The 23,934-nt window shown below is 59.8% G+C and carries 15 protein-coding genes and 1 pseudogene; 11 read left to right on the top strand and 5 right to left on the bottom strand.

What is annotated here, in order from left to right; all coding sequences use genetic code 11:
• The first annotated feature begins 15 nt into the window (after nucleotides 1-15).
• The 4 genes and pseudogenes from RS887_RS23725 to RS887_RS23710 all read left to right on the top strand — a co-directional run bounded on the left by RS887_RS23725 (nucleotide 16) and on the right by RS887_RS23710 (nucleotide 4,973).
• Nucleotides 16-1,263 carry a CoA transferase gene (locus tag RS887_RS23725; RefSeq protein ID WP_322617281.1) on the top strand — a complete coding sequence of 416 codons (1,248 nt, stop codon included), beginning with the start codon at nucleotides 16-18 and terminating at the stop codon, nucleotides 1,261-1,263.
• A gap of 67 nt (nucleotides 1,264-1,330) precedes the next feature.
• A pseudogene (locus RS887_RS23720) lies at nucleotides 1,331-2,023 on the top strand (enoyl-CoA hydratase-related protein); the annotation flags it as partial.
• Complete coding sequence (locus RS887_RS23715) at nucleotides 2,008-3,816, top strand: acyclic terpene utilization AtuA family protein (RefSeq protein WP_322617280.1); 1,809 nt, start codon at nucleotides 2,008-2,010, stop codon at nucleotides 3,814-3,816. The pseudogene RS887_RS23720 and the gene RS887_RS23715, both read left to right, overlap by 16 nt.
• Nucleotides 3,813-4,973 (top strand): acyl-CoA dehydrogenase family protein, encoded by a 1,161-nt coding sequence (locus RS887_RS23710; protein ID WP_322617279.1) that lies wholly within the window; start codon nucleotides 3,813-3,815, stop codon nucleotides 4,971-4,973. Before RS887_RS23715 ends, RS887_RS23710 begins: the two co-directional genes overlap by 4 nt.
• Before the next feature lie 78 nt (nucleotides 4,974-5,051).
• Here the strand turns inward: RS887_RS23710 and RS887_RS23705 are convergent, their stop codons facing one another.
• The 3 genes from RS887_RS23705 to RS887_RS23695 form a co-directional block, all read right to left on the bottom strand.
• Complete coding sequence (locus RS887_RS23705; protein ID WP_322617278.1) at nucleotides 5,052-5,546, bottom strand: YbhB/YbcL family Raf kinase inhibitor-like protein; 495 nt, start codon at nucleotides 5,544-5,546, stop codon at nucleotides 5,052-5,054.
• Nucleotides 5,547-5,745: 199 nt separating this feature from the next.
• On the bottom strand, nucleotides 5,746-6,558 hold the full coding sequence (locus RS887_RS23700; protein ID WP_322617277.1) for a GntR family transcriptional regulator: 813 nt from the start codon (nucleotides 6,556-6,558) through the stop codon (nucleotides 5,746-5,748).
• A 426-nt stretch (nucleotides 6,559-6,984) separates the two neighbouring features.
• Nucleotides 6,985-9,882, bottom strand: a complete 2,898-nt coding sequence (locus RS887_RS23695; RefSeq protein ID WP_322617276.1) for an AAA family ATPase — start codon at nucleotides 9,880-9,882, stop codon at nucleotides 6,985-6,987.
• A 393-nt stretch (nucleotides 9,883-10,275) separates the two neighbouring features.
• On the opposite strand from RS887_RS23695, the gene RS887_RS23690 reads away from it, so the two are divergent.
• Together RS887_RS23690 and RS887_RS23685 are read left to right on the top strand one after the other, a co-directional pair.
• Nucleotides 10,276-11,934 (top strand): bifunctional 3-(3-hydroxy-phenyl)propionate/3-hydroxycinnamic acid hydroxylase, encoded by a 1,659-nt coding sequence (locus RS887_RS23690; RefSeq protein ID WP_322617275.1) that lies wholly within the window; start codon nucleotides 10,276-10,278, stop codon nucleotides 11,932-11,934.
• Nucleotides 11,935-11,936: 2 nt separating this feature from the next.
• Nucleotides 11,937-12,584: a TetR/AcrR family transcriptional regulator gene (locus RS887_RS23685; protein WP_322617274.1), complete on the top strand. Its 648-nt coding sequence runs from the start codon at nucleotides 11,937-11,939 to the stop codon at nucleotides 12,582-12,584.
• A 21-nt stretch (nucleotides 12,585-12,605) separates the two neighbouring features.
• Here RS887_RS23685 and RS887_RS23680 read toward each other — a convergent pair whose 3' ends face one another.
• Entirely contained in the window at nucleotides 12,606-13,841 is a 1,236-nt protein-coding gene (locus tag RS887_RS23680) for an NADH:flavin oxidoreductase/NADH oxidase family protein (RefSeq protein WP_322617273.1), read from the bottom strand.
• A gap of 365 nt (nucleotides 13,842-14,206) precedes the next feature.
• Between RS887_RS23680 and RS887_RS23675 the strand changes: the two genes are divergently transcribed.
• From RS887_RS23675 to RS887_RS23655, 5 genes are all read left to right on the top strand, one after another.
• On the top strand, nucleotides 14,207-14,821 hold the full coding sequence (locus RS887_RS23675) for a TetR/AcrR family transcriptional regulator (RefSeq protein WP_111288717.1): 615 nt from the start codon (nucleotides 14,207-14,209) through the stop codon (nucleotides 14,819-14,821).
• A gap of 86 nt (nucleotides 14,822-14,907) precedes the next feature.
• Nucleotides 14,908-15,999: a VOC family protein gene (locus tag RS887_RS23670; RefSeq protein WP_322617272.1), complete on the top strand. Its 1,092-nt coding sequence runs from the start codon at nucleotides 14,908-14,910 to the stop codon at nucleotides 15,997-15,999.
• Nucleotides 16,000-16,174: 175 nt separating this feature from the next.
• Nucleotides 16,175-17,131, top strand: coding sequence for a fumarylacetoacetate hydrolase family protein (locus RS887_RS23665; protein WP_322617271.1), 957 nt, complete (start codon nucleotides 16,175-16,177; stop codon nucleotides 17,129-17,131).
• Nucleotides 17,132-17,133: 2 nt separating this feature from the next.
• Complete coding sequence (locus RS887_RS23660; protein ID WP_322617270.1) at nucleotides 17,134-19,035, top strand: acyl-CoA synthetase; 1,902 nt, start codon at nucleotides 17,134-17,136, stop codon at nucleotides 19,033-19,035.
• Between the two features lie 151 nt (nucleotides 19,036-19,186).
• The gene (locus RS887_RS23655; RefSeq protein ID WP_322617269.1) at nucleotides 19,187-20,506 is read left to right on the top strand and encodes an outer membrane protein transport protein; all 1,320 of its coding nucleotides are present in this window, start codon (nucleotides 19,187-19,189) and stop codon (nucleotides 20,504-20,506) included.
• Nucleotides 20,507-20,854: 348 nt separating this feature from the next.
• Here RS887_RS23655 and RS887_RS23650 read toward each other — a convergent pair whose 3' ends face one another.
• Entirely contained in the window at nucleotides 20,855-23,350 is a 2,496-nt protein-coding gene (locus tag RS887_RS23650) for a putative bifunctional diguanylate cyclase/phosphodiesterase (protein WP_322617268.1), read from the bottom strand.
• Between the last annotated feature and the right edge of the window lie 584 nt (nucleotides 23,351-23,934).

The raw sequence follows: 23,934 nt of genomic DNA, 5'->3' as shown, positions 1-23,934 counted from the left end.
AGGAGCACGGACCGAATGAACAACAATTCAAGCCAGGGCGGGCCGCTCGCCGGCCTGCGCATTATCGACATCACCGAAGTCGTCATGGGACCTTCGGCCACGCAGATGCTGGCCGACCTTGGCGCCGACGTGATCAAGGTGGAGCCGCCCGGTGGCGACATGCTGCGCGCCACCGGGCCAGGCGGCCGCGCTGGCGCCGGTCCGCTGTTCCTCAACCTCAACCGCAACAAGCGCAGTATCGTGCTGGACCTTAAGAATCCTGTCGGCAAGGAGGCGCTGCTGAAGCTGGCGCAGACTGCCGATGCGCTGATCTACAACGTGCGGCCGCAGGCCATGCAGCGGCTCGGGCTGGATTACGAAGCGGTACGGCAGGTGAACCCGGGCATTATCTATGTCGGCACCTTCGGTTTCAGCCAGCGCGGCCGCTATGCGTCCTCGCGCGCCTTCGACGACCTGATCCAGGCCGCCGTCGCGATCCCCGAGGCCAGCGTGCGGGCGGGGTCCGAGGTACCGCGCTATGCACCGCTCAACCTCTCGGACCGGGCGACGGGCCTGTACGCGTTCGGCGTGATCTGCGCGGCGCTGCTGGCGCGCGAACGCACGGGACGCGGCCAGTCGGTCGATGTGCCGATGTTCGAGACGACCGCGCAGATGATGCTGGGCGATCACCTCTACGGCCACACGTTCATCCCGCCGCGCGGTGGCTTCGGCTATCCGCGTCTGCTCAACCCGCAGCGGCGACCGTACGCCACGCTGGACGGTCTAGTGTGCCTGGTCGTCTACACCGACGACCAGTGGAAGGCCTTCATGCGCGTGGTCGGCGAGGCCGAGCGGTTCGAGAGCGACCCGCGGTTTGCCGACGGCGAATCACGCACGCAGCATGTCGAGGTGCTGTACGAAATCCTCTCCGACAACCTGAAAACCAAGACCACGAAAGAATGGGAAGAGCTGCTGGGGCCGCTCGGCATCCCGGTGCTCCCGGCGCATACCTTCGAGACCCTGCTGGAGGATCCGCACCTGAAGGACATCGGCTTCTTCCAACAATTCGAGCACCCCACCGAGGGCGTGCTGCGGACCATGGCGGTGCCGAGCGAATGGCCGCAATCGCCGCTGCCGCCGTTTCGCCCGCCGCCGCTTTTGGGTGAGCACAGCGAGGAAGTGCTCGCGGAGGCTGGCTACTCGCGCGATCAGATCCGCGAGATGGTACTGACCAGTGTGACCCAGGTGACGACGGTACCCAAGGAAGCGGAGGTCAGGACATGACGACGGTTCTTCAAGAAAGTCGGCAGGACGGTCGGCTGATTCTCACCATCGACCGCCCGAGCGCCGCAATGCGCTCAACGCGGATGTGATCGCGGCGTTGCAGCAAGCCCTGCAGCGCGCCCGGGCGGACGACTCGATCCGCGCTGTCGTGCTCACCGGCGCGGGTGACGAGGCGTTCTGCGCCGGTGCCGACCTGGGCGCGGATGCCTTCGCGTTCGACTACGCCACGCCGACCATCGCCTATGCCGACCTGCTGCGCACCGCCCGCACGCTCGACGTGCCGCTCATCGCGCGGGTCAACGGTGCCTGCATGGCCGGCGGCATGGGCCTGCTCGCGATGTGTGACCTCGCCATCGCTGCACCGCACGCGATCTTCGGTTTGCCAGAGGCGAAAGTCGGCGTGTTCCCGATGCAGGTGATCGCCGTGCTGCAGGCCCAGGTGCCGCAGCGCTGCCTGGTGCAACTGTGCCTGACGGGTGACCCGATCGATGCCGCGAGAGCGCGCGAAATCGGTCTGATCAATGAGGTGGTCGACGACCTTGACGGTGCGCTTGAGCGCCTGCTGTCGCGTCTGCTCGGCAACTCGCCCACCGCTCTACGCCGCGGCCTGTATGCGATGAAGGCGATGCGCTCGATGTCGTTCGAAGAGGCGATCGCCTTCGGCGAAGGCCAGATCGGCCTGCTGGCCATGACGCAGGATGCGCGCGAGGGCATCGCCGCATTCAAGGAAAAAAGGAAACCGCAATGGACCAACAAGTGAATTCGCAAGCCACGAATAAGCTCGTGCGCATCGGCGGCGCCTCGGGTTTCTGGGGCGACAGCAGCCTCGGGCCGATGCAACTGGTGCGCCAGGGCGACATCGACTACCTGGTGTTCGACTATCTGGCCGAGCTGACGATGTCGATCCTCGCCGGCGCACGCATGAAGCGTCCCGATGAAGGCTACGCCATCGACTTCGTCACGGTGGCGCTGCGCTCGGTGCTCAAGCAGGCTGTAGAGAAGGGCATTCGCATTGTCAGCAACGCCGGCGGCGTGAACCCGAAAGGCTGCGCCGCGGCGGTGCAGGCTCTGGCCGACGAACTGGGCGTGGCGGTTCGCGTCGCGATCGTCGAAGGCGACGACGTGCTGCCGCTCGCGGCCGCCATGCGGGCGGCCGGCACAGTCGGAATGTCCAACGGTGAACCGATGCCGGAACGGTTGGTAACGGCCAATGCCTACCTTGGCGCGCTGCCGGTCGCGCAGGCGCTCGACGCGGGCGCCGACATCGTCATCACCGGTCGCTGCGTCGATAGTGCGGTCACCCTTGGCGTGCTGATGCACGAATTCGGCTGGGCGCCTGATGACTTCGACCGGCTTGCCGCGGGTAGCCTCGCCGGCCACATCATCGAATGCGGTTGCCAGGCCACCGGCGGCTTGCACACTGACTGGGCTGCGGTGCCCGACTGGGCCAACATCGGTTATCCAATCGTGGAGTGCCGCGACGACGGCAGCTTTGTCGTAACCAAGCCCGCGGACACCGGCGGGCTTGTCTCGCCCGGGACGGTCGGCGAGCAACTCCTGTACGAGATCGGCGATCCAGCCTGCTATCTGCTACCGGATGTGGTCTGCGACTTCCGTCAGGTGCGCCTGGAGCAAGTCGGGCCGCATTGCGTGCTGGTGACCGGTGCGCGCGGCCTGCCGCCGACCGCTACCTACAAGGTCAGCGCCACTGCGCCGGCGGGCTTTAAGGTGTCCGGGCAGCTCACCATCGTCGGGATCGATGCCCCCGCAAAAGCCAAGCGCACCGGCGAAGCGCTGCTCGAGCGTGGCCGCCGGTTGCTGCGCGAGAACGGGTTCGCGGACTTCCTGGCGACGCACATCGAGCTGCTCGGCACCGAGTCGGCCTACGGCCCGCTCGCCCGGCCGTTGCCGACGCGCGAAGTGGTGCTGCGCCTGACCGCGACGCATGCTGATCGGCGTGCGCTGGAAATGTACAGCCGCGAGTTCGCCGCCCCCGGCACGTCATGGTCGCCGGGCACGACCGGTTCAGGTGGCCGTCCCTCCGTGTCGCCGGTCTTGCGACAGTTCGCCTGGCTCATTGCGAAGGAGCAGGTGACGCCGACGGTCACGCTCGGCGAGACGACGTTTACCGTGACGCTGCCGCCACCATCACCGCAGGGGATGCCGGAACGGCTGATGCCCATCGAGGGTGCGCTGCCCGCCGGGCCACGCCAGACCGTGCCGCTGGTGAGAATCGCGCTCGGGCGTAGTGGCGACAAGGGCGACACGTCCAATATCGGCCTGATCGCCCGCCATCCGGCGCTGTTGCCGGTGCTGATCGAGCAGGTGACGCCCGAACGCGTGAAGGATTACCTCGGCCACTTGGTGCAGGGGCCGGTGCATCGATACGAACTGCCCGGCATTCACGCCATCAACCTCCTGTGCGAGCGCGCGCTGGGCGGCGGCGGCATGGCGTCGCTGCGCAACGACCCGCTCGGCAAGGGCATGGCGCAGATGCTGCTCGACATGCCGGTCGAGGTGCCCGAAAGCCTGTTGCAGGAACTGCCCGCATGAATTTCGATTTTTCGGACGACCAGCTCGCGATCCGCGATGCCGTCGAGGCGATCTGCGCCGACTTCGGTGCCGATTACTGGCTCGAGCGCGAGCGCGACGGACGCTGGCCGAGTGAATTCTGCGACACCGTCGCCCGCGGCGGCTGGTTTGGCGTGACCATGCCCAAAGAGCATGGTGGCTCCGGCCTCGGCATCTCGGAAGCCGCAATGGTAATGCGCACCATCGGTAAGCTCGGCTCGGCGGCGGTGTCGTCGGTGCATCTGAACCTGTTCGGCCCACAGCCTGTGGTCGTATTCGGCAGCGAGGCGCAGAAGCGGCGCTTTCTGCCGCCATTGATCGAAGGCACGGATCGCGCCTGCTTCGGCGTGACCGAGCCGAACATCGGTTCTGATACCACACGCATCAGAACCCTCGCGCGCCGCGCGGGCGACCGCTACATCGTCAACGGCCAGAAGGTCTGGACCTCGACCGCGCAGCAAGCCAACAAGATCCTCCTGGTGGCCCGGACGACGCCGATCGAGGAATGCGCAAGGCCGATGGACGGTGTCACACTGTTTTATACGGACCTCGACCGCGCGCATGTGCGCATCTGCGAGATCGAGAAGATGGCGCGCAAGGCCGTGGACTCGAACGAACTGTTCATCGACGGGCTGGAGATCCCGGTCGAGGATCGCATTGGCGAGGAAGGTCAGGGGTTCAGGTACCTGCTGCACGGTCTGAACCCGGAGCGCATTCTCGTCGCGGCCTCTGCGCTGGGTGCCGCGCAGACGGCGCTGACGAGTGCGACGGACTATGCCAGGGAACGCATCGTGTTCGGGCGGCCGATCGGCATGAACCAGGCGATCCAGCATCCACTCGCCGAATGCTGGATGCGCCTGCAAGCGGCCGAGCTGTTGATGTGGAAGGCGGCAGCGCTCTACGACGCCGGCAAGCCCTGCGGCGTCGAGGCCACGGCGGCGAAGTACCTGGCGGCCGAGGCCAGCTTCGAGACGTCATTGCGTGCGGTGCGCACACACGGCGGATTCGGCTATGCCACGGAGTACCACGTCGAGCGCGGCCTGCGCGAAAGCGTGCTGTCACTGCTCGCGCCGGTGACCCAGGAGCTCGCGCTGTGCTACGTCGCCGAGCAGGCGCTCGGCCTGCCGAAGTCGTATTGACCTGCGCAACGAGCCAACACGCCTTCCTCATTGGCATTCGCGCCTAACCGTTCAAACAGTTGCAGTACTACGGCACGCTCAGCGTTTGTAAAGGCCGGTCAGGGTGGTCGTGGCGAGTGTGTTCTGGTAGATCAGAAAGCGCACCACCGCGTTGGTCGGGTTGGCCGGCATCTCCAGCGTGGGCACGCCCAGCGCGTGCACAGTGAAGATGTAGCGGTGCGCGGGCAAACCCGCGGGCGGGCAGGGACCGCCGTAGCCGGCGGTGCCATAGTCGTTGGTGACCTGAGTACCGCTGGCGCCCAGGTCAGTGGCATCGGTGGAGCCCAGGCCCGCGGCGAGCTGGGTGACGGACGAATCGATGTCGAACAGGATCCAGTGCCAGAAGCCGCTGCCTGTGGGCGCGTCCGGGTCGTACAGCGTCAGCGCGAAGCTCTTGGTGCCTTCCGGCGCGCCCTGCCATTGCAGCGCGGGCGAACGGTTCTGGCCGGTGCCGTAGAAGCCATCGAACTCATGCTCCCGTTGCAGCGGTTCCTGATCTTTAAATTCAGGCGATGTTACTGTGAAGTTACCCATGCCATTTCCTTTCATTTGATCCTGAACGTTTTGCATAAGCATCGAACCTCCGACGAGACATTTGCCTAAAGATCTAATTATAGGAGTTTTGACATGATAAAAGACCCTCGTCAAGCACCTCGGGGGGGGGCGCAGAGATTCTGGCCGGACGGTATGAGATCTCGCGTAACCGGCAGGGCAGAGGTCCGCATGAGCGCTTCTAATCGTGCTTGCGCTCACCCACCAAGTCCGGTTGGGGTTCGGTCATGCCGGGCATGGTCTTCAATGTGGACGCAGGGAAGTCGATCTCGGCGACATAGCGGTCACCCCGATACCAGGTGACACCGGCGTACAGCACGTTGCCTTTGCCGTCGACCAGGCACCGTGACATTTTCGCCACGGGAGAGGCAAACGGGATCTTCAGCAGGTCACACAGAGGAAAATCCGCAGGCATCACAGAAATGCGTTGTCTCACGCGTTTGCCGCGGGTTCCCAGTTTGTCGAGCACCGCGGCGAGTAGCTTCCTTTTCCTGGCGATGTCCTTGGGCAGCGACTCGAAGACCGCCGTGGACACGTAAATCTCGGCATAACAGAACGCTTCGCCGGAATAGGTATGCAGCTTGCGCACGCACACGTTGTCGTCCGCCGACCGGTCGTCCGCGCCAAGCAGTTCCAGGGGCAATTGAGTGTGGTGCCGGACTTCGAGTATCTCGAAGGAAAGCGCCTGCGGCGCGGCGAACGGATCGTTGATCGTCAGTTCGAGGTCGACGGTAGCGGCGGGCAGCGCGGCCACGTGGGTGCCGACACCCCGTTGGCTGCGGATCAGCCCTTCCTTGGAAAGCATCTCGTACGCTTGCCGGACAGTCACGACCGCGACGCCCAGATCGTCCGCCAGTTTCGTGATCGTCGGCAGCTGTGTGCCGAGCGGATACTCGCCCTTCGCGATCCGGTGTCTCAAAGAGAAGCTAATCGCTGATATTGGGTAACGCCGCGTTCGGCCCCAGCATCGGGCGCTCGGTCCTGATGTCTGCATCACTGTTGCGCTTGTTCACGCTGTCCTTCACCCAAGTGCCTAACATTGGGTTTATGGTATCAGGACCGGCGCTGGCCGTCATTTTGTGCCGTGCGGCTGCTGACCGTGCCCTTGGCGGGATTGCCATCGTTGTGCGCTCGACCGCTTGCTGTAGATCCGCGAAGGCGCCAAGGGTAGCGGGCTGATCGGGCTGCGCTACACAGAGGCAGCCTTTCATTCACGTTTGATATGGATGCTTGAATTCCACGGTCCGCTGTTGGCCGTTCTCTGCCGATCTTGGTTACAAAGCGTGCTGGTCAAATCCGATGCAATCGGTGGTCAGAATGAATACAAATGACGGGGCACTTCGAGTGCAGACGGGTGGTCTGGTAGAGTGCATTTTCGCAGTTGCCAGCAGCGCAATAGCCTCGGGCTCGCCTTGCCGCTTCAAGCCCGCTTGGCAGCCTCAATCAGCGAGCGCGCACGTTTTTCCAGTTCAGTACCCTGCGTTTCGGGCAATTGGTGAATCAGCATCACCAATGCCTGGTGCTCCTCAGCCGCGGAGTCGTGATGCTCGCACAGTTCGACCAGCGCGAATAGCTCCAGCCACGGTGCTTCCTGGGCGCGGGCCTCTTCAATAGCGCACTGCACCGCCGCCTTTGCGGCTTCCGATCGACCCTGGGCTCGCGCGATTGCGGCCTCCTGCAACAGTAGCTGCGGCAGATACACGCGTTCACCCAGTACCTCTCCCACCCGGAGAGCTTCCTGCAATTCAACGTGCGCTGCGTCGTAATCGCCTGCCAGTAGCAGCGCCTCGGCGGCGTAGCCGAGTACTTCGCTGGCACCGGAGCGCATACCGAATCCGGTGTGTTCCTCGTAGGCCTCACGGATTTGCCGGTAGCCGTCGTGGGGTGCGCCGTTGTGCGCATCGGCCCAGCCATGCCACCAGCGGCAAGCCGTGCGTCCGAGCGCGAGCGAATATTCATCGACGAGCTTCTGCATGTCATCAGCCAGCGCTGCCACCCGCACAGGATTTCCCAGTCGTACCTCGATCAACACCTCCTGCCAGGTAGCGACCAGCCATGTCATAGGTTGTCGAAGCGTATGCGCGCGGGTTCGTGCCCGCTGCATATGGGTTCGCCCTTGCTCAATCAGGCCAGACCGCACCAGCTCGATGGCCAGCATACCGTGCAACATGACCTGGGGATCTGCCGCAAAGATCTCGTTTGTCCCGATGCCCAACGGCTCGGCGATCGCGAGGGCGCGCTCTAACCAGCTGCGTGTCATTTTCGTGCGGCCCTGGAGGTGATGCACCTCGCCCTGAACGATGCACGCCGCCAGCATGAGCTCCTGATCGTTTGCGTTCAGGGAGAGCGCTTCAGCACGCTCTGCCACTTCCAGAGCCTGCGAATAGTCGCCGCGCAGACCGAGCAGATAGCCGAATCCGTGCAGAAGGCGACTGCGCATAGGGTGCCCGGGTACGTCTGCGAGCAGCGTGTACGCCCGTTCGAAAGCGCCCTTGGCTTCGCTGCCGACACCGAACATGTGGAAGGCCGAAACCCCCTGCAACGTGGCCAGGGTAATTTCGAGCGTATCGCGCTCCCTCCCTTCGGGTGCCTGCATAAGCAGGATTAGGGCGCGCTCAGTGAGGCTGATGCACAAGTCCGGGCTGAAGTGCAGTAGCGCGGCTTCTGCGGCCTCGGCGTAGTAGCGCAGCGCGATCATCGGCAGCCGGGCACGGTCGAAGTGCATCGCCAGTTCCGAGGCAGCAACCGGCACACCGGCCGAGCGCTCGCGTTCGAGGGCAGTGCCAACCTGGCCATGGAGATCGATGCGCAACGAACGCGGTGTGCGGTCATACAGCACCTGGCGAAAAAGGGCGTGTCGGAACGAGTAAGGAGGCTCTACCGCCTCGTCAACATCGGGAGCCCGCGATTGTGTGAGCCATACCTGCTCACGCATCAGTTCCTCACAGGCGCCGATCACCGAAGAGCGATCGCGCTCGAGGGCCAGCGAAACTGTCTCAATCCGGAAGTCGGACCCGCACACCGCAGCCGCCGAGAGGAGTGTACGTTGCTCCGGATCAAGCTTGGCAATGTAGTGATCGATGATGGCCGCAAGGTTGTCGGGAACCGCCAGATCCGCCAGTCGAGCTTCGATGGTGGTTTCGTCTTCTTTTGCATCCATCACTTCACTGATGACTGAGGAAACGAACAACGGCACACCGTCGGTCCGTTCGTGCAGGGCGCGCACGAATGCTTCATCGCGTGCCAGTGAGGCTGAACGCAGCGCCACATAGTCGGCGACCTCGGTTTCCGAAAAAGGGTCGAGCACCACTTCCTCGCACAAGCGTTGCAGACGCAGTTCGTGGCGCAATGAGCTGAGCGGATGGTCGAGCGCCACCACTTCGGCAAGGCGGAAGCTCGACAGCCACATGAGCCGCGCGGGGCTGCGTCGGCGGGCCATGTAGTTGATGAGCTGGACCGTCGCCCGATCACTCCAGTGCAGGTCTTCGGTCACCAGCAACAGCGGGCGCAGCTCTGTGTAGCGGTCCAACAACTCACCGAATTCCCTCAGCATGCGTTCCGGGCCGACGCCGGCCAGCTCGCGCCGCAATGCGTCGCGCTCCTGCGTGCTACTCAGCCACGGCAATTGCAGCAGCCAGGTTGGGGCCACATCGCGCAACAACGCCGGCAGGGTCGGGTCGCCGCGGCACAGATCGGCTAACGCCTCCAGCACCGGCAGGTACGGTTCGCCGGTGCCGAAGTGCTCCATGCAATGGCCGCGTGCGCAAGCGATGCCGCCAAGGCCGGCGAGGAAATGTTCGATCAACGTGGTCTTGCCGATTCCCGGTTCTCCAGCAAGCCAGACCACGGCTCGCTGGCCGCCACCCGCCCGCTCCCACGCCCGTTGCAGCCTGGAGACCTCGTCGATGCGTCCGATGAATGACGGCAACGCAGGTGAGCCGGCTGCCGAAACCGCCGAGGATGCAGGTGGCATTGAAGCAGCAGAGGACGACACGGCGAGGAAGCGATAGCCGCGCCGGGACACGGTCTCGATAAAACGAGGATGTTTGGGGTCATCGCCCAACACTTTGCGCAGATCGCTGATGGCCGTCTTCAGGACCGAATCGCTGACAAACCGATGCCCCCACACGGCGTCCAGCAAGGCGTCTTTGGACACTAGCGACCCCGGCTGGCGTGCGAGCACGCATAACAACAGGAAAGGGGTCGGCGCCAACGCCACCGCTTGCCCATCACGCAACAAGCAAGCGTTGGCCTCGTCGAGCTCGAACTCGCCGAAGCCAAGCTGGACGGGGGGCGGATGGGGCTGCGGACGCGCCACGGTTGATTCCTGAAGATTTAAAACAGGGTGGTGCGCTAAAAAAGCGCACGGGATTCGGTCGTCTTCGACCTGGGCTCGGCCCCCTCGCAGTCACCCGCTTCAGTCCTGGGCCATTGCTCCCATGACAACGCCGATCAGCTCTGAAGCCAAGCGTCGTCGGTCGGAAACTGGCACATACGCAACTTCATGCCACGAGCCTTCTTCGCTTTAACGCGGGCAGTTACGCCTTGCATCCCAGCTCGTCCGTTCGGTCTCATCACGGATTTTCAATGATCTCAAAAATTAATGACAAAAACATCAATATTGAAATATCTCTCAATATTGCATACCTTTGACACTGCCTGACGATGAGACCTTTGCGCCTCACGACTTCAATCACAACAAGGGCTCGAGATGAACAACAACAAAAAAGATTCCGAATTGCCTACCTCCGCTGTCGATGTGCTGGTTGTCGGTAACGGTCCGGTAGGTGCAACAATCGCGGCGCTGCTCGGCCGCTATGGGGTAACGACCCTGGTACTGGACAAGCTCCATGAAATCGTACTGATGCCTCGTGCCATTGCTCTGGACAACGAGGCTCTGCGCATCCTGCAACTGGCCGGATTGTCGGAGGACGCTTTCGAGAAGATCGTTATCCCTGAAGTGAAGATGCACTCTCCGGTCCTCGGGCAATTCAGTCGAGCCAATACTGAAGGGTGTATCGACGGCCATCCCAAGCTTGTGACCTTCTATCAACCCGACCTCGAGCGAGCGATGCGTGGCCAGGTTTCCCGACTAAAATCAGTGACCAGCCTGGGTGGTTTCGAACTGGAGAACCTGGTCGAGGAAGCGGATTGCGTGGTCGCTACCGTACGGGATCAAAATGGGCACTCGCATTCTGTTCGCGCCCAGTACCTGATCGGTGCGGACGGCGCCAGCTCCAGGGTCAGGGCGCTGATCGGCCAGGAGTTCGAAGGCCAAACCTATGCAGAGGATTGGTTGATTGTCGATGCCAAGAACCGGCATCAGTCGGCCATTGATCACATTGAGTTTATCTGTAATCCACGGCGGCCCACGCCGCACATGCCCGCCCCCGGTGGAAGGGAACGCTGGGAATTCATGCTACAACCCGGCGAATCCCGAGAGGAGCTGGAAAGCCCGGAAAGCATCGCCCGGCTCATTGCGCCATGGGTCAATCCGCAGGAACTGGAAATCGAGCGCAAGGCGGTGTATCGATTCCACGCGCGTTGCTGCAACCGATTCAGCAAGGGACGTACTTTCCTCGTCGGTGACGCCGCACACATCACCCCTCCCTTTGTCGGGCAAGGTCTCGTAGCGGGCCTTCGTGATGGCGCCAACCTGGCCTGGAAGCTGGCTTGGGTTCTTCGTGGCCACGCCGCGCCCGCGATACTCGATACCTACGACGTAGAGCGCCGCCCGCATGCTCAGGCGATGATCGATCTGGCAAAACTCATGGGCCGTCTGGTAATGCCCAAGAACAAGATCGCGGCTTTTTTCATTCATGGCCTGATGCGCATGCTGGCGTTGACTCCCACGACCAGAAGGTACTTCGAGCAGTTGGACATCAAGCCGAAGAACACCTTCAAGCACGGCCTGTTCGTGCCGCATCGTCGAGGTGACAAGCTGGTACGTGGCAGCCTGTTTCCCCAAGCCTGGATTCGCACCCTGCAAAAGCAGATCAAGCTGAGCGACGATGCACTGGGAGACAACCTGACCCTGGTTGGATTCGGTGTTGACCCCTTGTCACTGCTCAGCACTGAACAGATCGTTTCCTGGGAAAAGATGGGCGGTCACTTCCTGGAGGTCAGACCCCGCGGTCAACGCTCCGGCGGCCGTTGTGACTTCATCGAAGACATGAACCATGACATCCTGCAGCTGGCCGCGAAAGGAACACTGGTCGCCGTTCGTCCTGACCGTATCATCATGCACCACGCTCCTGGCACAGAGGCAAGCAGGCTCCTTCAAGACTGCCGGGGCTTACTGATGAGTAATGACGCCACTCCTGACGGCGTTTCCATTACTATCAACGAGCCGATTAGATTACGAGCTTGATCATGGATTCCCCCACACCTCCTTTAGAAGCTACTGTGCCAGAACCTCTCACCAGGGGGCACAAGAAGCGTGAGCGCACCCGGCGCGGTCTGGTGGACGCGGCATTGCGACTTGTCGCACGCAAGGAGGTGGGGGAGATCGCATTGTTGGAAGTCGCCGCCGAGGCGGCGGTATCCAACGGCACCATCTACAACTATTTCCGAACGCGCGACGAAGTCCTCGAAGCAGTGGGCATTGCCATGGCCGCCGAGTTCTCTGACGCCATTTCCGTCTTGAGCGCGGATGTGCAGTGCGGAGCACAGCGGCTTTCGATTGGCGTACGCATGTTTGTGTGTCGGGCCGCCGCTGACCACCCATGGGCAAATGCGTTGCTGCGCATCATCCATTTCGACCAGGCCATGCGCTCGCGTTTGGCTGACCATGTGCTTGGCGACCTGCATGCAGGGCTGCGGGAGGGCATTTTCACTTACGAGGACGAAGGCATCGCCCTGGATATGGTCGTATCGTGCACAACCGGGGCAATGCGCGCGGTTGTCGAGGGACGTGCAGTGGTGGAGCATGATGTGCGGGTCGCCGAAATGATTCTCCGGGCTCTGGGCGTAACGCCTGCCAAAGCCCGGAAAATCGCCGCAAAGCCACTACCTACCTGATCTGAGTTCTTTCTTGATCTGTCAGGCGTTGTTAATCCATTGCCGATAACGCTTCGCCAGGCGTCGAGATTTCAGCTGATTGCCGATCAATGCCATGAGCGGTGACATTCCAGGTCGTGTCCGCTTCCCTTGGCTCAGCAGGCCAAGCTGCTTCTTGATCAACGACGCGACAGCCAGTGACGCCAACGCCTTGTTCTTCCAGCGGACGACGATGGGCTCCACTTCGGTGTCGTGACCTGCCATCCACTGGCTGGGCAGGGTCGGCTCGATGGCTAACGCCGTGGCAAGCCCGACCATCGACACCGAACCGCTCACCACTCGCTCCGCGACTTCCTTTCTACGCACACCACCCGTGACCATTAGTGGCATGCGCGCGATTTCTCCTATCCTCTCCGCGAATTCGAGAAAATACGCCTCTCTAGCCAGACTGCTGCCATCGCGGGTCTGCCCCTGCATCGCCGGGCTTTCGTAGCTGCCACCTGACAACTCGACCAGGTCGACCGCCTTGGCGTTAAGCATTTCCACCACGCGAGCCGCATCCTCGGTGTCGAATCCGCCGCGCTGAAAGTCCGCGGAATTGAGCTTCACCGCGACGCAAAAGATCGGTGCCACGCGCTGACGTATGGCGTCGATGGTTTGCAGGAGAATTTGTGCACGATTTTCCAGGCTACCGCCCCAGCGGTCGTCACGCCGGTTGGTCAAGGGCGACAGGAATTGGCTGAACAGATAGCCATGCGCCGCATGAATCTCCACACCCGTAAATCCGGCACGCTCTGCGAGCACCGCCGCTTGGGTATAGCGCTCAATCAGTTCCTCGATCTCCTGCTCATCCAAGGCTCTGGGCGGTACAAAAGCTTTAGATAACCCGGGGATATCGACCGCAACGGCGGAGGGCCCTCTTGCCGGCTGCCCCATTGAAGCCAAGAGCTGACGTCCGGGATGATTGATCTGCATCCAGGCTTGGGCCCCACTGCTTCGGCAAGCATCGGCCCAAAGCCGGAAATCCACCAGATTCCGATCATCCTCAAGCACCACGCCCGCGGGGCCGGTCAAGGCGTGGCGATCAACCATGACGTTGCCTGTGATGATCAGACCAGCCCCGCCTTCCGCCCACCCCCGATAAAGCCTGGCCAGCGCTTCTCCTGGAGCGTGATTTTCATTGGCAAGGTTTTCCTCCATGGCGGCCTTGGCGATTCGATTGGGAATCACTACACCGTTGGGCAATCGAAGCGGTTCGAAGAGCTTGGAGCCGGTCATGTTCTGTCCTTCAGTTAACGATAAGGGGGGGCGGCCCTCATTCAAAGGGAAATGCCTCTGGAGAAACGTCATCCTCTGGCTGCGTCGGTTTACCTGGGGCTGGGGAATACCCCGATAGATGGCTTTGAATGGACCATTCAGCGACTGAACCAGTTCACATGAATCTGAACACGCATGTTCAATTGAGTCAATGTGCAGGTATCGGAATCGTACCGGATGGTCTCGCAGCTCATTTGATAAACAAGCTAAACACGGGGCGTCAGTGGTTTTTATTCGAAAAAATAGCTTTTTATTCCAAAAACTAGATTGACGTCAATCGAACACGCGTGTTCAATTGCCACATAAGGCAATCCTGGAGAGAGACCGTGGAACTCCTGAATCCAACACAGCGCCGCATTCACCAAGCCGCTTTTCGCCTGTTCGCGGAAAAGGGCACCTCGCAAGTGAACATCCTCGACCTTGCGCAAGAGGCAGGGGTGGCCCGCGGCACGGTTTATAGCAACATCGAGAGTATGGATGGACTGTTCGAGGCGGTCGCCAGCCATCTCGCGAGAGAGATGCATGAGCGGGTCAACAAGAGCTTCAACTCCCTCTCCGATCCCGCTCAGCGCCTGGCCAATGGCATCCGGTTCTTCATCCGTCGGGCTCACGAAGACTCCCACTGGGGGGCATTCATCCATAAGTTCGCCATGAGCAACGCTTCGCTGCGTGAAATGTTTTCCAGCCAGGCGACGACGGATCTTCTGAGTGGACTTTCCACCGGTCGGTACCTGTTTCAGCAAGAGCAATTGCTCTCGGTCCTGACGCTGATATCGAGCAGCGTCCTCGGGTCCATTTTCCTGGTTCTGGAAGGGCACAGAACGTGGCGCGAATCGGGATCTGATACGGCCGAACTCGTATTGCGGGCCTTGGGTGTGCCTCTTGAGGAGGCGAAAGCGCTGGCGACCGTAGAGTTGCCGGCACTTCCTCCGATCGACTAAGCGCGATAACCGACACAACGACAAAACCCCTGGCATTTTCAGGGGTTCAGGGATCGCTTTGCCCAAAAAACTGGAAAACAAGAACAATGAATAGCAAAAATGAAATGCCCCAGTTGGCGACGCCACAGCCTGCCCGACATCCGCAACCGAGGGTGAAGGCCCAAGGTCTGACTCACCTGATTTTTCAAAGGCCGGACTTGAATGAGGCGGCGCGTTTCCTGACCGACTTCGGCCTGACCGTCAGTCATCAGAATGCCGATACGCTGTACCTGCGCGGCACTGAGCCAACTGCCTACTGTTATCGCGTGCACCGTTCAGAAAAGGCAGGCTTTGTCGGTTTCGGCCTGGCAGTCCAATCGCTCAAGGATCTGGAAAAGCTGACGCAAATTCCAGGTGCATCCTCGGTCGAGACCTCGATGCATCCTGGCGGCGGACACTACGTCAGACTGACCGATCCTTCAGGCTTTATCGTCGAAGCCGTTTACGACCAGACGCCTGGTAAAAGCCTGGAACACAGGGCTCCACTGCCTTGGAATCTGGCGCAGGAGCAGCCGCGAATCAACGCCACGCAGCGCACACCGATTGCACCGCCTGAAGTCATCAAACTGGGTCACATCGTCATTGAAGTGGCCGATTATCAGGCAACCTGTGCCTGGTACACCCAGCATTTCGGGTTTATTCCCAGCGATGTGCAGGTACTCCCCGACGGCACCCCCATCGTCGCTTTCATGCGCCTTGATCTCGGTGACAAACCTGCGGATCACCATACGCTCGCGATCGCCCAGGGGTTCATGCCGACCTACAGCCACAGCGCCTATGAGGTCGTCGATGCGGACGCGGTGGGCATGGGGCAACGGGTCCTGCGAGAGCGGGGTTGGGAGCACTCATGGGGAATCGGCCGGCACATCCTGGGCAGTCAGATCTTCGATTACTGGCAAGACCCCTGGGGTGATAAGCACGAGCACTACTGCGACGGGGATATTTTTACCGCCATACAGCCTACGGGCATCCATCCCGTGAGCCCCGAAGCAATGGCGCAGTGGGGGCAGCGCATGCCCAAGAGTTTTACCAAACCCAGGATGAGCGTCAGCAATGTACGAGCGCTGATCCGCAACCTGCGGCGCAGCCCGGACTTGACGATTCGCAAGTTGATCACGCTGATGCGGATGTTCGGGTAGAGCGGCTGCCATGTCGGACAACTCAACCCGGTTTGGCCGGCGGGACGTGCTTAAAGCCGGCGCTTTGATTGCTGGCAGTGCGTGGGTCTACAGCGTTGCCAGCCCGCCCTCAGAACAACACCACGGTTCTCGCGCCACTGAGCACGAGACAAACACTGCTCCAGGAGTACCTTCAATGTCTGCTGTACACGTAGTCCGCTTTGAGTTTGAGAACGGTATCCACTGGGGCGTGCTACGCCAAGACCGTATCACGATGGTCCCGGGAACTTTTGAGACCACGGGTGATTTCATCAGCCAGAACAGTATCGATGACCTCGCTCAACTGAACGGTACTCAGTTGGAGGTGCACAAAGTGAAGCTGCTGTCGCCGGTGACCCGTAACCAGCAGTTCGTCTGCCAGGGCGCCAATTACCGTCAGCACATGATCGAGTCGGGCATGGACCCGGATGCGAAGAAATACAACATGATGTTCACCAAGGCGACCAGTTGCCTGGTGGCCGCAGACAGCGTTCTGATCAAACCGCGCAACGTCCGTTTCCTTGACTATGAGATCGAGCTCGGGCTGGTGATGAAACGCGTAATCAGCGGCGCAGTGACCGTTAACGACGCCAATCTGCATGAGTTCATTGCTGGTGTGGTCATTGTCAATGACTACTCGGCACGCGACATTCAGATCCCTCAGATGCAGTTCTACAAGGGCAAGAGCTTCCGTACGTTTGGCCCGGTCGGCCCCTACCTCTGCCTGCTGGATGCCCAGGACATGCATTACCTGAAAGCATTGCAGTTGCGCCTGACGGTCAACGGCGAAGTCCGACAAAGCGACAGCACGGCCAACCTGGTGTATGGCCCCGCAGAAACCCTGACCGAACTCTCCTCTGTCCAGGATCTCGCCCCCGGCGACCTGATCGCCACCGGTACTCCGGCGGGATGCGCGCTGACCATCCCTTCGCCCGCCAAACAGCGCATTGCAGCCCTGATGCCAGAAGCCACCAAGTGGAAGCTTTTCCTCAAAGCGCAGGAGGGGCGGACGCAGTACCTCAAGGCAGGAGACGTCGTCGAAGCGCGCATTCGCAGCGCGGATGGTGTGATCGACCTGGGCGTGCAACGCAACCGAGTCGTAGAGGAAGCCTGACAATGATGGTGCGATCGCTGAACGACATTGAAAATATCGAGCAGGTTCCATTGGCGGAGCGTGGCTTGGCTTCAAGCACTTATGAAGCACTGACACGGACAGCCGAGCTTAGCCCCAACGCGCCTGCACTGAGTTTCTTCGCCGACGCTACCAGCTTCAGGAATACCCACCACTGGAGCTATGCCGAGCTCGTCGAAGATATCACTCGCGCGGCGAATGCCTTCCACGACCTGGGCATTACCCCGGGTGAAGTGCTGGCCTTCATCCTGCCCAACCTGCCGGAAACCCACTTCACTATCTGGGGGGGTGAAGCGGCCGGTGTCGTCATGGCGATCAATCCGCTGCAAGAGGCCAAACAAATGGCTGCCTTGCTACGGGCCGCCAAGGCCAGCGTGGTGGTAACGCTCGCACCGACGCCGGGCAGCGACCTGTGGCCCAAGCTGGCCTCGCAGCTGGATCAACTTCCCGAGATCAAGCACGTCGTTTGGGTTGGCATGGATCCCTATATTGATGTCGCTCAGCGTGAATTCCTCGCATCCCTGACAGAGAAAGAACGTGAGTTGAACAGGGGGGCCACGATTCATGAATTACGAACGTTGATGGATGCTCAGCCAGGCACGCACCTGAAGAGTGCTCGGTTGTTCAGCCCTGAGGATCGGTCCTCTTACTTCTGCACCGGCGGTACCACCGGGCTGCCCAAGATTGCGATGCGAACCCATGGGGCGGAGGTCTACAACGCGTGGGCCATGGCCACGCACATGCAACCCCATGGGGGTGGCCAGGTCATTTTTTGCGGGTTGCCGCTGTTCCATGTAAATGCTCAGCTGGTGACAGGCCTGATGCCTTGGACCCAGGGTGATCATGTCATCCTCGGCACGCCGCAGGGTTATCGCGGTGAGGGGGTGATCCCACGCTTCTGGGAGATGGTTGAGCACTTCGGCATCAACTTCTTGTCCGGCGTTCCAACCGTCTATTCCGCACTGTTGCAAAACGAGCTGGAAGGCCGCGACCTGTCCAGCCTGCGTTATGCCATGTGTGGTGCCGCGCCGATGCCGGTCGAACTTTTTCGGGAGTTTGAAGGCCGGACCGGGGTAAAGATCCTTGAAGGCTATGGGCTCACGGAAGGCGCGTGCGTCTCCTCGGTTAATCCGCCCCATGGCGAGCGCCATATCGGCTCCATCGGTATACGGATTGCCTACCAGGACATGCGTGCAGTCATGCTCGATGACGCTGGAGAGTATTTGCGCGATGCCGACGTCGACGAAATTGGCCTGATCACCATCACGGGGCCGAACCTGTTCGAGGGTTATGTTGAAGAAAGCCACAACCGGGGCCTGTGGATCGACATCAACGGTCAGCGCTGGCTGAACACGGGCGATCTGGGGCGTCAGGATGAAAATGGCTACTTCTGGCTGACCGGGCGCAAAAAGGAACTGATCATCCGCGGCGGGCACAATATCGATCCCAAGCAAATCGAGGAGGCTTTGCAGGCCCACCCAGCGGTGGCGTTGGCGGCTGCCATCGGCAGCCCGGACGCCTATTCGGGTGAAGTACCGGTCGCCTACGTGCAACTGCGACCAGACCACGACTGTACCGTCGAAGAACTTGAGCAGTTTGCTCAGCGACACATCAGTGAGCGGGCGGCCATTCCCAAGCGGATTGAAATTCTCGAAGCACTGCCGTTGACGGCGGTGGGCAAGATCTTCAAACCCGCGTTGCAGCAGCACGAAATTGCCAGGGTAGTCCGGCAGGATGTGGAGCGCATGTGTCTGAAGGACATTGCGGTCGAGGTGATTCAGCATGAACAACGTGGGTTGGTCGCCCGCATACGGGCCGGGCGACATCAAGAGTCCCTGGCCCTTCTACTAGGTCGCTATAGCTTTCAGGTGGAATGGCTCAAATGATCCCGACTTCGTAAGTCCGGCACCCCGGCCCTGGTAGTTGTCAGCCAGGGCCTATCACAACTTCGATCAATGCCAACCGGCACTGCCCAAGTGCACCGGAAGGCGAAGCTTTGCCTGCGCACCAATCAATAAAAACAATACGAGGTGGGAAATGAAACTGAGCAACCGTGCAACCCCGTGTCTCTCGGCTGTGCGAGAAATGTCTTCCTGGATCAAATTCGCAGGTGCCGCGGCAATACTCAGCGTTTCAACAAGCGCGGGGGCCAATGGCATTGCCTTGAACGAGCAAAGTGCAAGCAGTGCGGGAACTGCTTATGCGGGAAGGTCGTCGTCTGCGCTGGATGCCAGCACCATCTTTGGCAACCCTGCAGGCTTAACCAAATTGAAGCGCAGTGAGATTTCCGGCGGGGCCGCGATCGTCTCGGCGAGCGACGACATTAGTGATGCGCAGAGCAGTGTCGCAGGAACGAATAAGGGGGACTCGGTACCTTTGGGGGTCGTGCCCTTTGCCTATATGTCGACGCCGCTTGATGATCGTCTTTCGATTGGTCTGGGCCTCTATGTTCCGAGTGGTCTGATCAATGACTACGAGAGCACTTTTCAGGGCCGCTACCATGGTTCCTATAGCTCGACCAAGGAGATTACCCTTCAGCCCACCATCGCCTATCGGATCAATGATTACTTGTCCATTGGTGGCGGACCGACCATAAACCATTTCGATGCAAAGCTTCAAAATTACTTGGCCACCGGCGCCCTGAACAATGGCGAGGACACACTGGTCACCATCAAAGGCGATGACACCGCACTTGGCTACAACGTCGGTATCCTGGTTGACTTTACCGAGGCTACCCGTTGGGGGATCAACTATCACTCGAAGGTGAGCTATGAACTCAAAGGGCATACTGAGGTTTCCGGCTCCCCGAGCGTTATCCCGCTGGACGGAAAGTATGACAACAAGATAGACCTCACTATGCCCGAATCCGTGGACACGTCCATCACCCATCATTTCAACAGTCGCTGGACGGGATACCTGGGGACCACCTGGAAACGTTGGAGCCGGATCAAGAAGGTCGAGGCAGTCAACAGTGGACTTTCCCCCTTGGGCCAGGCGGCTGGTCTGGGAAGTGTGACTGAAGAAATGAACTGGCACGACACTTGGTCCACCGCAGTTGGCGCATCCTATCAATTGAACCAACAATGGCTGCTGCGCGCAGGCTACGCCTATGATCCGTCGCCCATCAGGAATGCCGATCGTAGCGTGCGCGTTCCGGTGGGGAATCGCCAGGCCGTGACCTTGGGCGGCGCTTACTCACCGAATTCCGATCTGACGATCGACTTTGCTTACGGTTATCTCTGGGATTCCAAAGTCTCGGTGAAGCAGTCGAACAACTCCGGTCTTCAACCGGAGTACAGTGCCAATTACGACAATAGTGCGAATGGAGTTTCAGTGCAGGCAACCTATCGGTTCTGATCGGCTTGACTCAGGGCATTTCCACTACGAATTGATTGAATGGTTTTTCCAGCGCCCATTACTGAACTTGTCATGGGGGCTCTTTACAGCGGGCGGACGCTACGCGTTCCACGGCGTTAGTAGCCATGCCAAATCGAGGTGCCTTACCAGGCTCCTTGCTGTCGGTGCACTCTCCACAAGAGGGTCTCTGCTTTATCTCTGCGCCTGTCTAAGGGTCGTCGCTATCCGTGGCGATCTGGAAGACTCCGAACTCGCGCTCCGCGAGTTCGGGACGGCGCCACCGAATTTGCAAATCAAAGTCTGGAGGTGTTGGATTGCCAGGCACCTACGAAGTTATGGCGATTTAGTCTAGGTCCGTGGGAAATCAGTGCTCACCATTAATCTTTCGTGAACATACTCCTCAAATTGTTCGGCTGGCAGTGGCGGGGAAAACAGGAAGCCCTGGTAGGTCTGGCAGCCATGCTTGACCAGAAAGGTGCGCTGAGCTTCTGTCTCCACACCTTCTGCAATCACCGAAAGCCCCAATATCCGGCTCAGGCTCACAATCGCGCAGGCGATGGCGGCGTCGTTGGGATCAACCAGCACATCTCTGATGAAGGACTGGTCGATCTTGAGTTGATCCAGCGGAAGGCTCTTCAGGTATGACAGTGACGAGTAGCCGGTTCCGAAATCATCCAGCGAAAGGCCTATGCCGATCTCTTTCAACTCGATCATTTTGGCGACAGTACCTTCCATATCCTCTATCAGCAGGCCTTCGGTCAGTTCCAGTTTCAATTTCTTCGGATCGGCCCCCGTGTATCTCAGTACTTGCAGTACCTCCTCGACGAAGTCCGGATGGTGAAACTGGCGGGCGCTGACATTCACAGCCATACCCAGTCGGGCGGTTTCCGAATGCTTTGCCCAGGCAACCAGCTGAGTGCAGGCTGTCTGCAGCGCCCAACGGCCTAACGGCAGAATCAACCCCGTTTCCTCTGCCAATGGAATGAACTCGCCTGGAAACACGACTCCGCGCTCAGGATTGTGCCATCTCATCAGTGCCTCTGCGCCAATGATACGGCCCTCACTATTGACCTGCGGCTGGTAATGAAGAAGGAATTCGTTGTCCTGCAAGCCTTGGCGCAAGTCTACTTCCAGTCTGGCGCGTGCCGTGGCAACCGCCTGCATTTCCGGATCGAAGAAGCGCATGGTATTGCGGCCCGCCGCCTTGGCGCGATACATCGCCAGGTCAGCGCGCTTCATAATATCGTCCACTGTGCTCAGTTGCCCCTGGAACAGCGCAATGCCGAGGCTGGGGGTGCTGTGGTGCTCATATCCATCCAACTGGTAGGAAATGTTCAGAGACTTGAGAATCTTTTCGCCAATAGCCTTGGCCTGGATAGCTGCTTCTGGAGGATTCTCATCAAGGCCATCCAGCAGGACGACGAATTCGTCTCCGCCCAGGCGAGCCACGGTGTCGCTCTCGCGTATGCAGCCGCAAAGGCGCAGAGCAACTTGCTGCAGCAACATGTCGCCTCTGTCATGCCCCAGTGTGTCGTTCAGTGCCTTGAAGTTATCCAGGTCAATGAGAATTATCCCGCTCGTATGCAGGCTACGAGAGCTGCCCGCCAGCAGATGCTGTAACCGGTCCAACATGAGCCGCCTGTTGGCCAGCCCGGTCAACTGATCGTAGAAGGCCAAACGCTGGACCTCTTGCTCAGCGGTCTTACGGTGGGTGATGTCAGTATTGATCGACAGAACGGATTGCGGCTGGCCATCATCGTCTCGCACCAGGGTTCGATGACTTTCGAGCGTGATGGTGCAGCCATCCCGGCGTCGAAGTGTAACTTCGTCCGCCCAGTCACCCGTTTCTATCAGGCTGTTAGTGGCCGCGTTGAAAGCGGCGCTACCCTGGTAGATCAACTCCTGTGCCGATTTGCCGAGTGCCTCTTCCTTTGACAGACCGTAGAGACGCTCGGCACTTTTGTTCCAGTACAGGATGCGGTTATCCATCCCGTGAACGACAATGGCGTCCTGGGCCTTGTCCAGCAGCGATGCTTGCTGGCGGGCCTGCTTCTCGCTGTCGCGCAGCACTGCCAGATAACCTTCCCTTTCGGCCGCTTGCGACTCCATTTCGCGCCTGATCTTGCCCCCGTAGATAACGGCCGCACTGACCATCAGTAGCACGAACACCATGATCGCGTATTCGACCCGGCGCAGTTCTTCGACCGACTCAAGCTCCTCCTCCAGGAGCTTGCTTTGAATCAGGCCAACGCGATCCCGCACGGTACTGAGCGAGGCGAGCAACAGGGCAAACTTCCTGTCCATCGTTGCCATGCGTTTGCCGGCATTGTCCGACTGCCCCTCCCTGAAGTAGGAAAAGATCAGCAAGGCCTCGTTCACCATTTCGACCATCGCGGCATCAATTGCCCCCAACTCATCCTTCAATGCAAGGGTAAAGGCTTGTATATCTGCACTGTGTTCAGCCTCATTGGCGATCCGTGCTTCCAACTGTTTTTTGGCCATTGCCAAATGCTCGTTGAAGGCGCGCAAGGCTTCATTCATGTTCCGCGATTCGGCTTCAACATTATGTGTATCGAACACATTATTGCCCGGCGCATTGACTGTGGAAGCCAGGCTGCCCAGCGTTGAATAGCTCGACAGCTGTTGGACCCACGACTGGTTTGCCTTGATGGAGCGGTGATAGGTATCGACGATCAGGTGATTCAATAGCACGCTCAGCACAACAACCAGCACGTCGAATCCCGCAAGAAAAAAGTACATGCGGTGCCATTTGGTCGAGCGCGGCTTATTTGAACTGGTGGGTATGGCTTGCTTTGCGGCGCTTCTATTCCTGAAAGAATCCATTTCACAATCTCCAAACATAATCCTTCTAAATTGACCAATAGAAGCGGTATTCGGAAACCCATTAACCTTTTGTGCCGACACCTGAACCTGAGAACACACCGCACGTAGCATTAGCCAAATTTTTTCTCTGTTCTGGATTCACGCTGGTTTTCGTGAGCGAAGCTCCCGAGACAAGCAAAAGCTACCGAAGCTATACGTCTTAAGTGTCACGCCAACCAACTATTCGACACTAAGCAATGCATTTGGCGATGCTAATTTCATGGTGAAATTTTTTACTCTCGGAAGCAGTCTCTTAACATTTCGGCGATAAAACGAAATCATTTTCATTTGTTGTGTTTGAGATCATCGTTTCAGGTAACGATTCTCCTCACTCTCCATTGTAGAACTGAACATCGGCAATCACTTTTGCCAGATGTTCTGTTCCTTTCAATTTCCTCAGCCTCGTTCTGCGCCTCTGGCGAGCGTGCAGGCCTTGGCCAGCATGTCTGGGGTGAGCATATCTCCGTTTTCGCAGTGCCCAGCCGCACCGTAGCGAAAGTCGATTCGATCCTGAGTGATCCCGACAGATCCAGTCCAAACCCTGC

The organism is Pseudomonas sp. BIC9C (assembly GCF_034541995.1).
GTDB lineage: Bacteria > Pseudomonadota > Gammaproteobacteria > Pseudomonadales > Pseudomonadaceae > Aquipseudomonas > Aquipseudomonas fluorescens_CC.
Note: the sequence above shows the minus strand (reverse complement) of the source record. Positions and strands in the feature narration are given on the sequence as shown.

What these genes read in the sequence shown, in the direction of transcription:
- RS887_RS23725 (WP_322617281.1), top strand. Translation starts at nt 16, where the DNA reads ATGAACAACAATTCAAGCCAGGGCGGGCCGCTCGCCGGCCTGCGCATT.
- RS887_RS23715 (WP_322617280.1), top strand. Translation starts at nt 2,008, where the DNA reads ATGGACCAACAAGTGAATTCGCAAGCCACGAATAAGCTCGTGCGCATC.
- RS887_RS23710 (WP_322617279.1), top strand. Translation starts at nt 3,813, where the DNA reads ATGAATTTCGATTTTTCGGACGACCAGCTCGCGATCCGCGATGCCGTC.
- RS887_RS23705 (WP_322617278.1), bottom strand. Translation starts at nt 5,546, where the DNA reads ATGGGTAACTTCACAGTAACATCGCCTGAATTTAAAGATCAGGAACCG.
- RS887_RS23700 (WP_322617277.1), bottom strand. Translation starts at nt 6,558, where the DNA reads ATGCAGACATCAGGACCGAGCGCCCGATGCTGGGGCCGAACGCGGCGT.
- RS887_RS23690 (WP_322617275.1), top strand. Translation starts at nt 10,276, where the DNA reads ATGAACAACAACAAAAAAGATTCCGAATTGCCTACCTCCGCTGTCGAT.
- RS887_RS23685 (WP_322617274.1), top strand. Translation starts at nt 11,937, where the DNA reads ATGGATTCCCCCACACCTCCTTTAGAAGCTACTGTGCCAGAACCTCTC.
- RS887_RS23680 (WP_322617273.1), bottom strand. Translation starts at nt 13,841, where the DNA reads ATGACCGGCTCCAAGCTCTTCGAACCGCTTCGATTGCCCAACGGTGTA.
- RS887_RS23670 (WP_322617272.1), top strand. Translation starts at nt 14,908, where the DNA reads ATGAATAGCAAAAATGAAATGCCCCAGTTGGCGACGCCACAGCCTGCC.
- RS887_RS23665 (WP_322617271.1), top strand. Translation starts at nt 16,175, where the DNA reads ATGTCTGCTGTACACGTAGTCCGCTTTGAGTTTGAGAACGGTATCCAC.
- RS887_RS23660 (WP_322617270.1), top strand. Translation starts at nt 17,134, where the DNA reads ATGATGGTGCGATCGCTGAACGACATTGAAAATATCGAGCAGGTTCCA.
- RS887_RS23655 (WP_322617269.1), top strand. Translation starts at nt 19,187, where the DNA reads ATGAAACTGAGCAACCGTGCAACCCCGTGTCTCTCGGCTGTGCGAGAA.
- RS887_RS23650 (WP_322617268.1), bottom strand. Translation starts at nt 23,350, where the DNA reads ATGGATTCTTTCAGGAATAGAAGCGCCGCAAAGCAAGCCATACCCACC.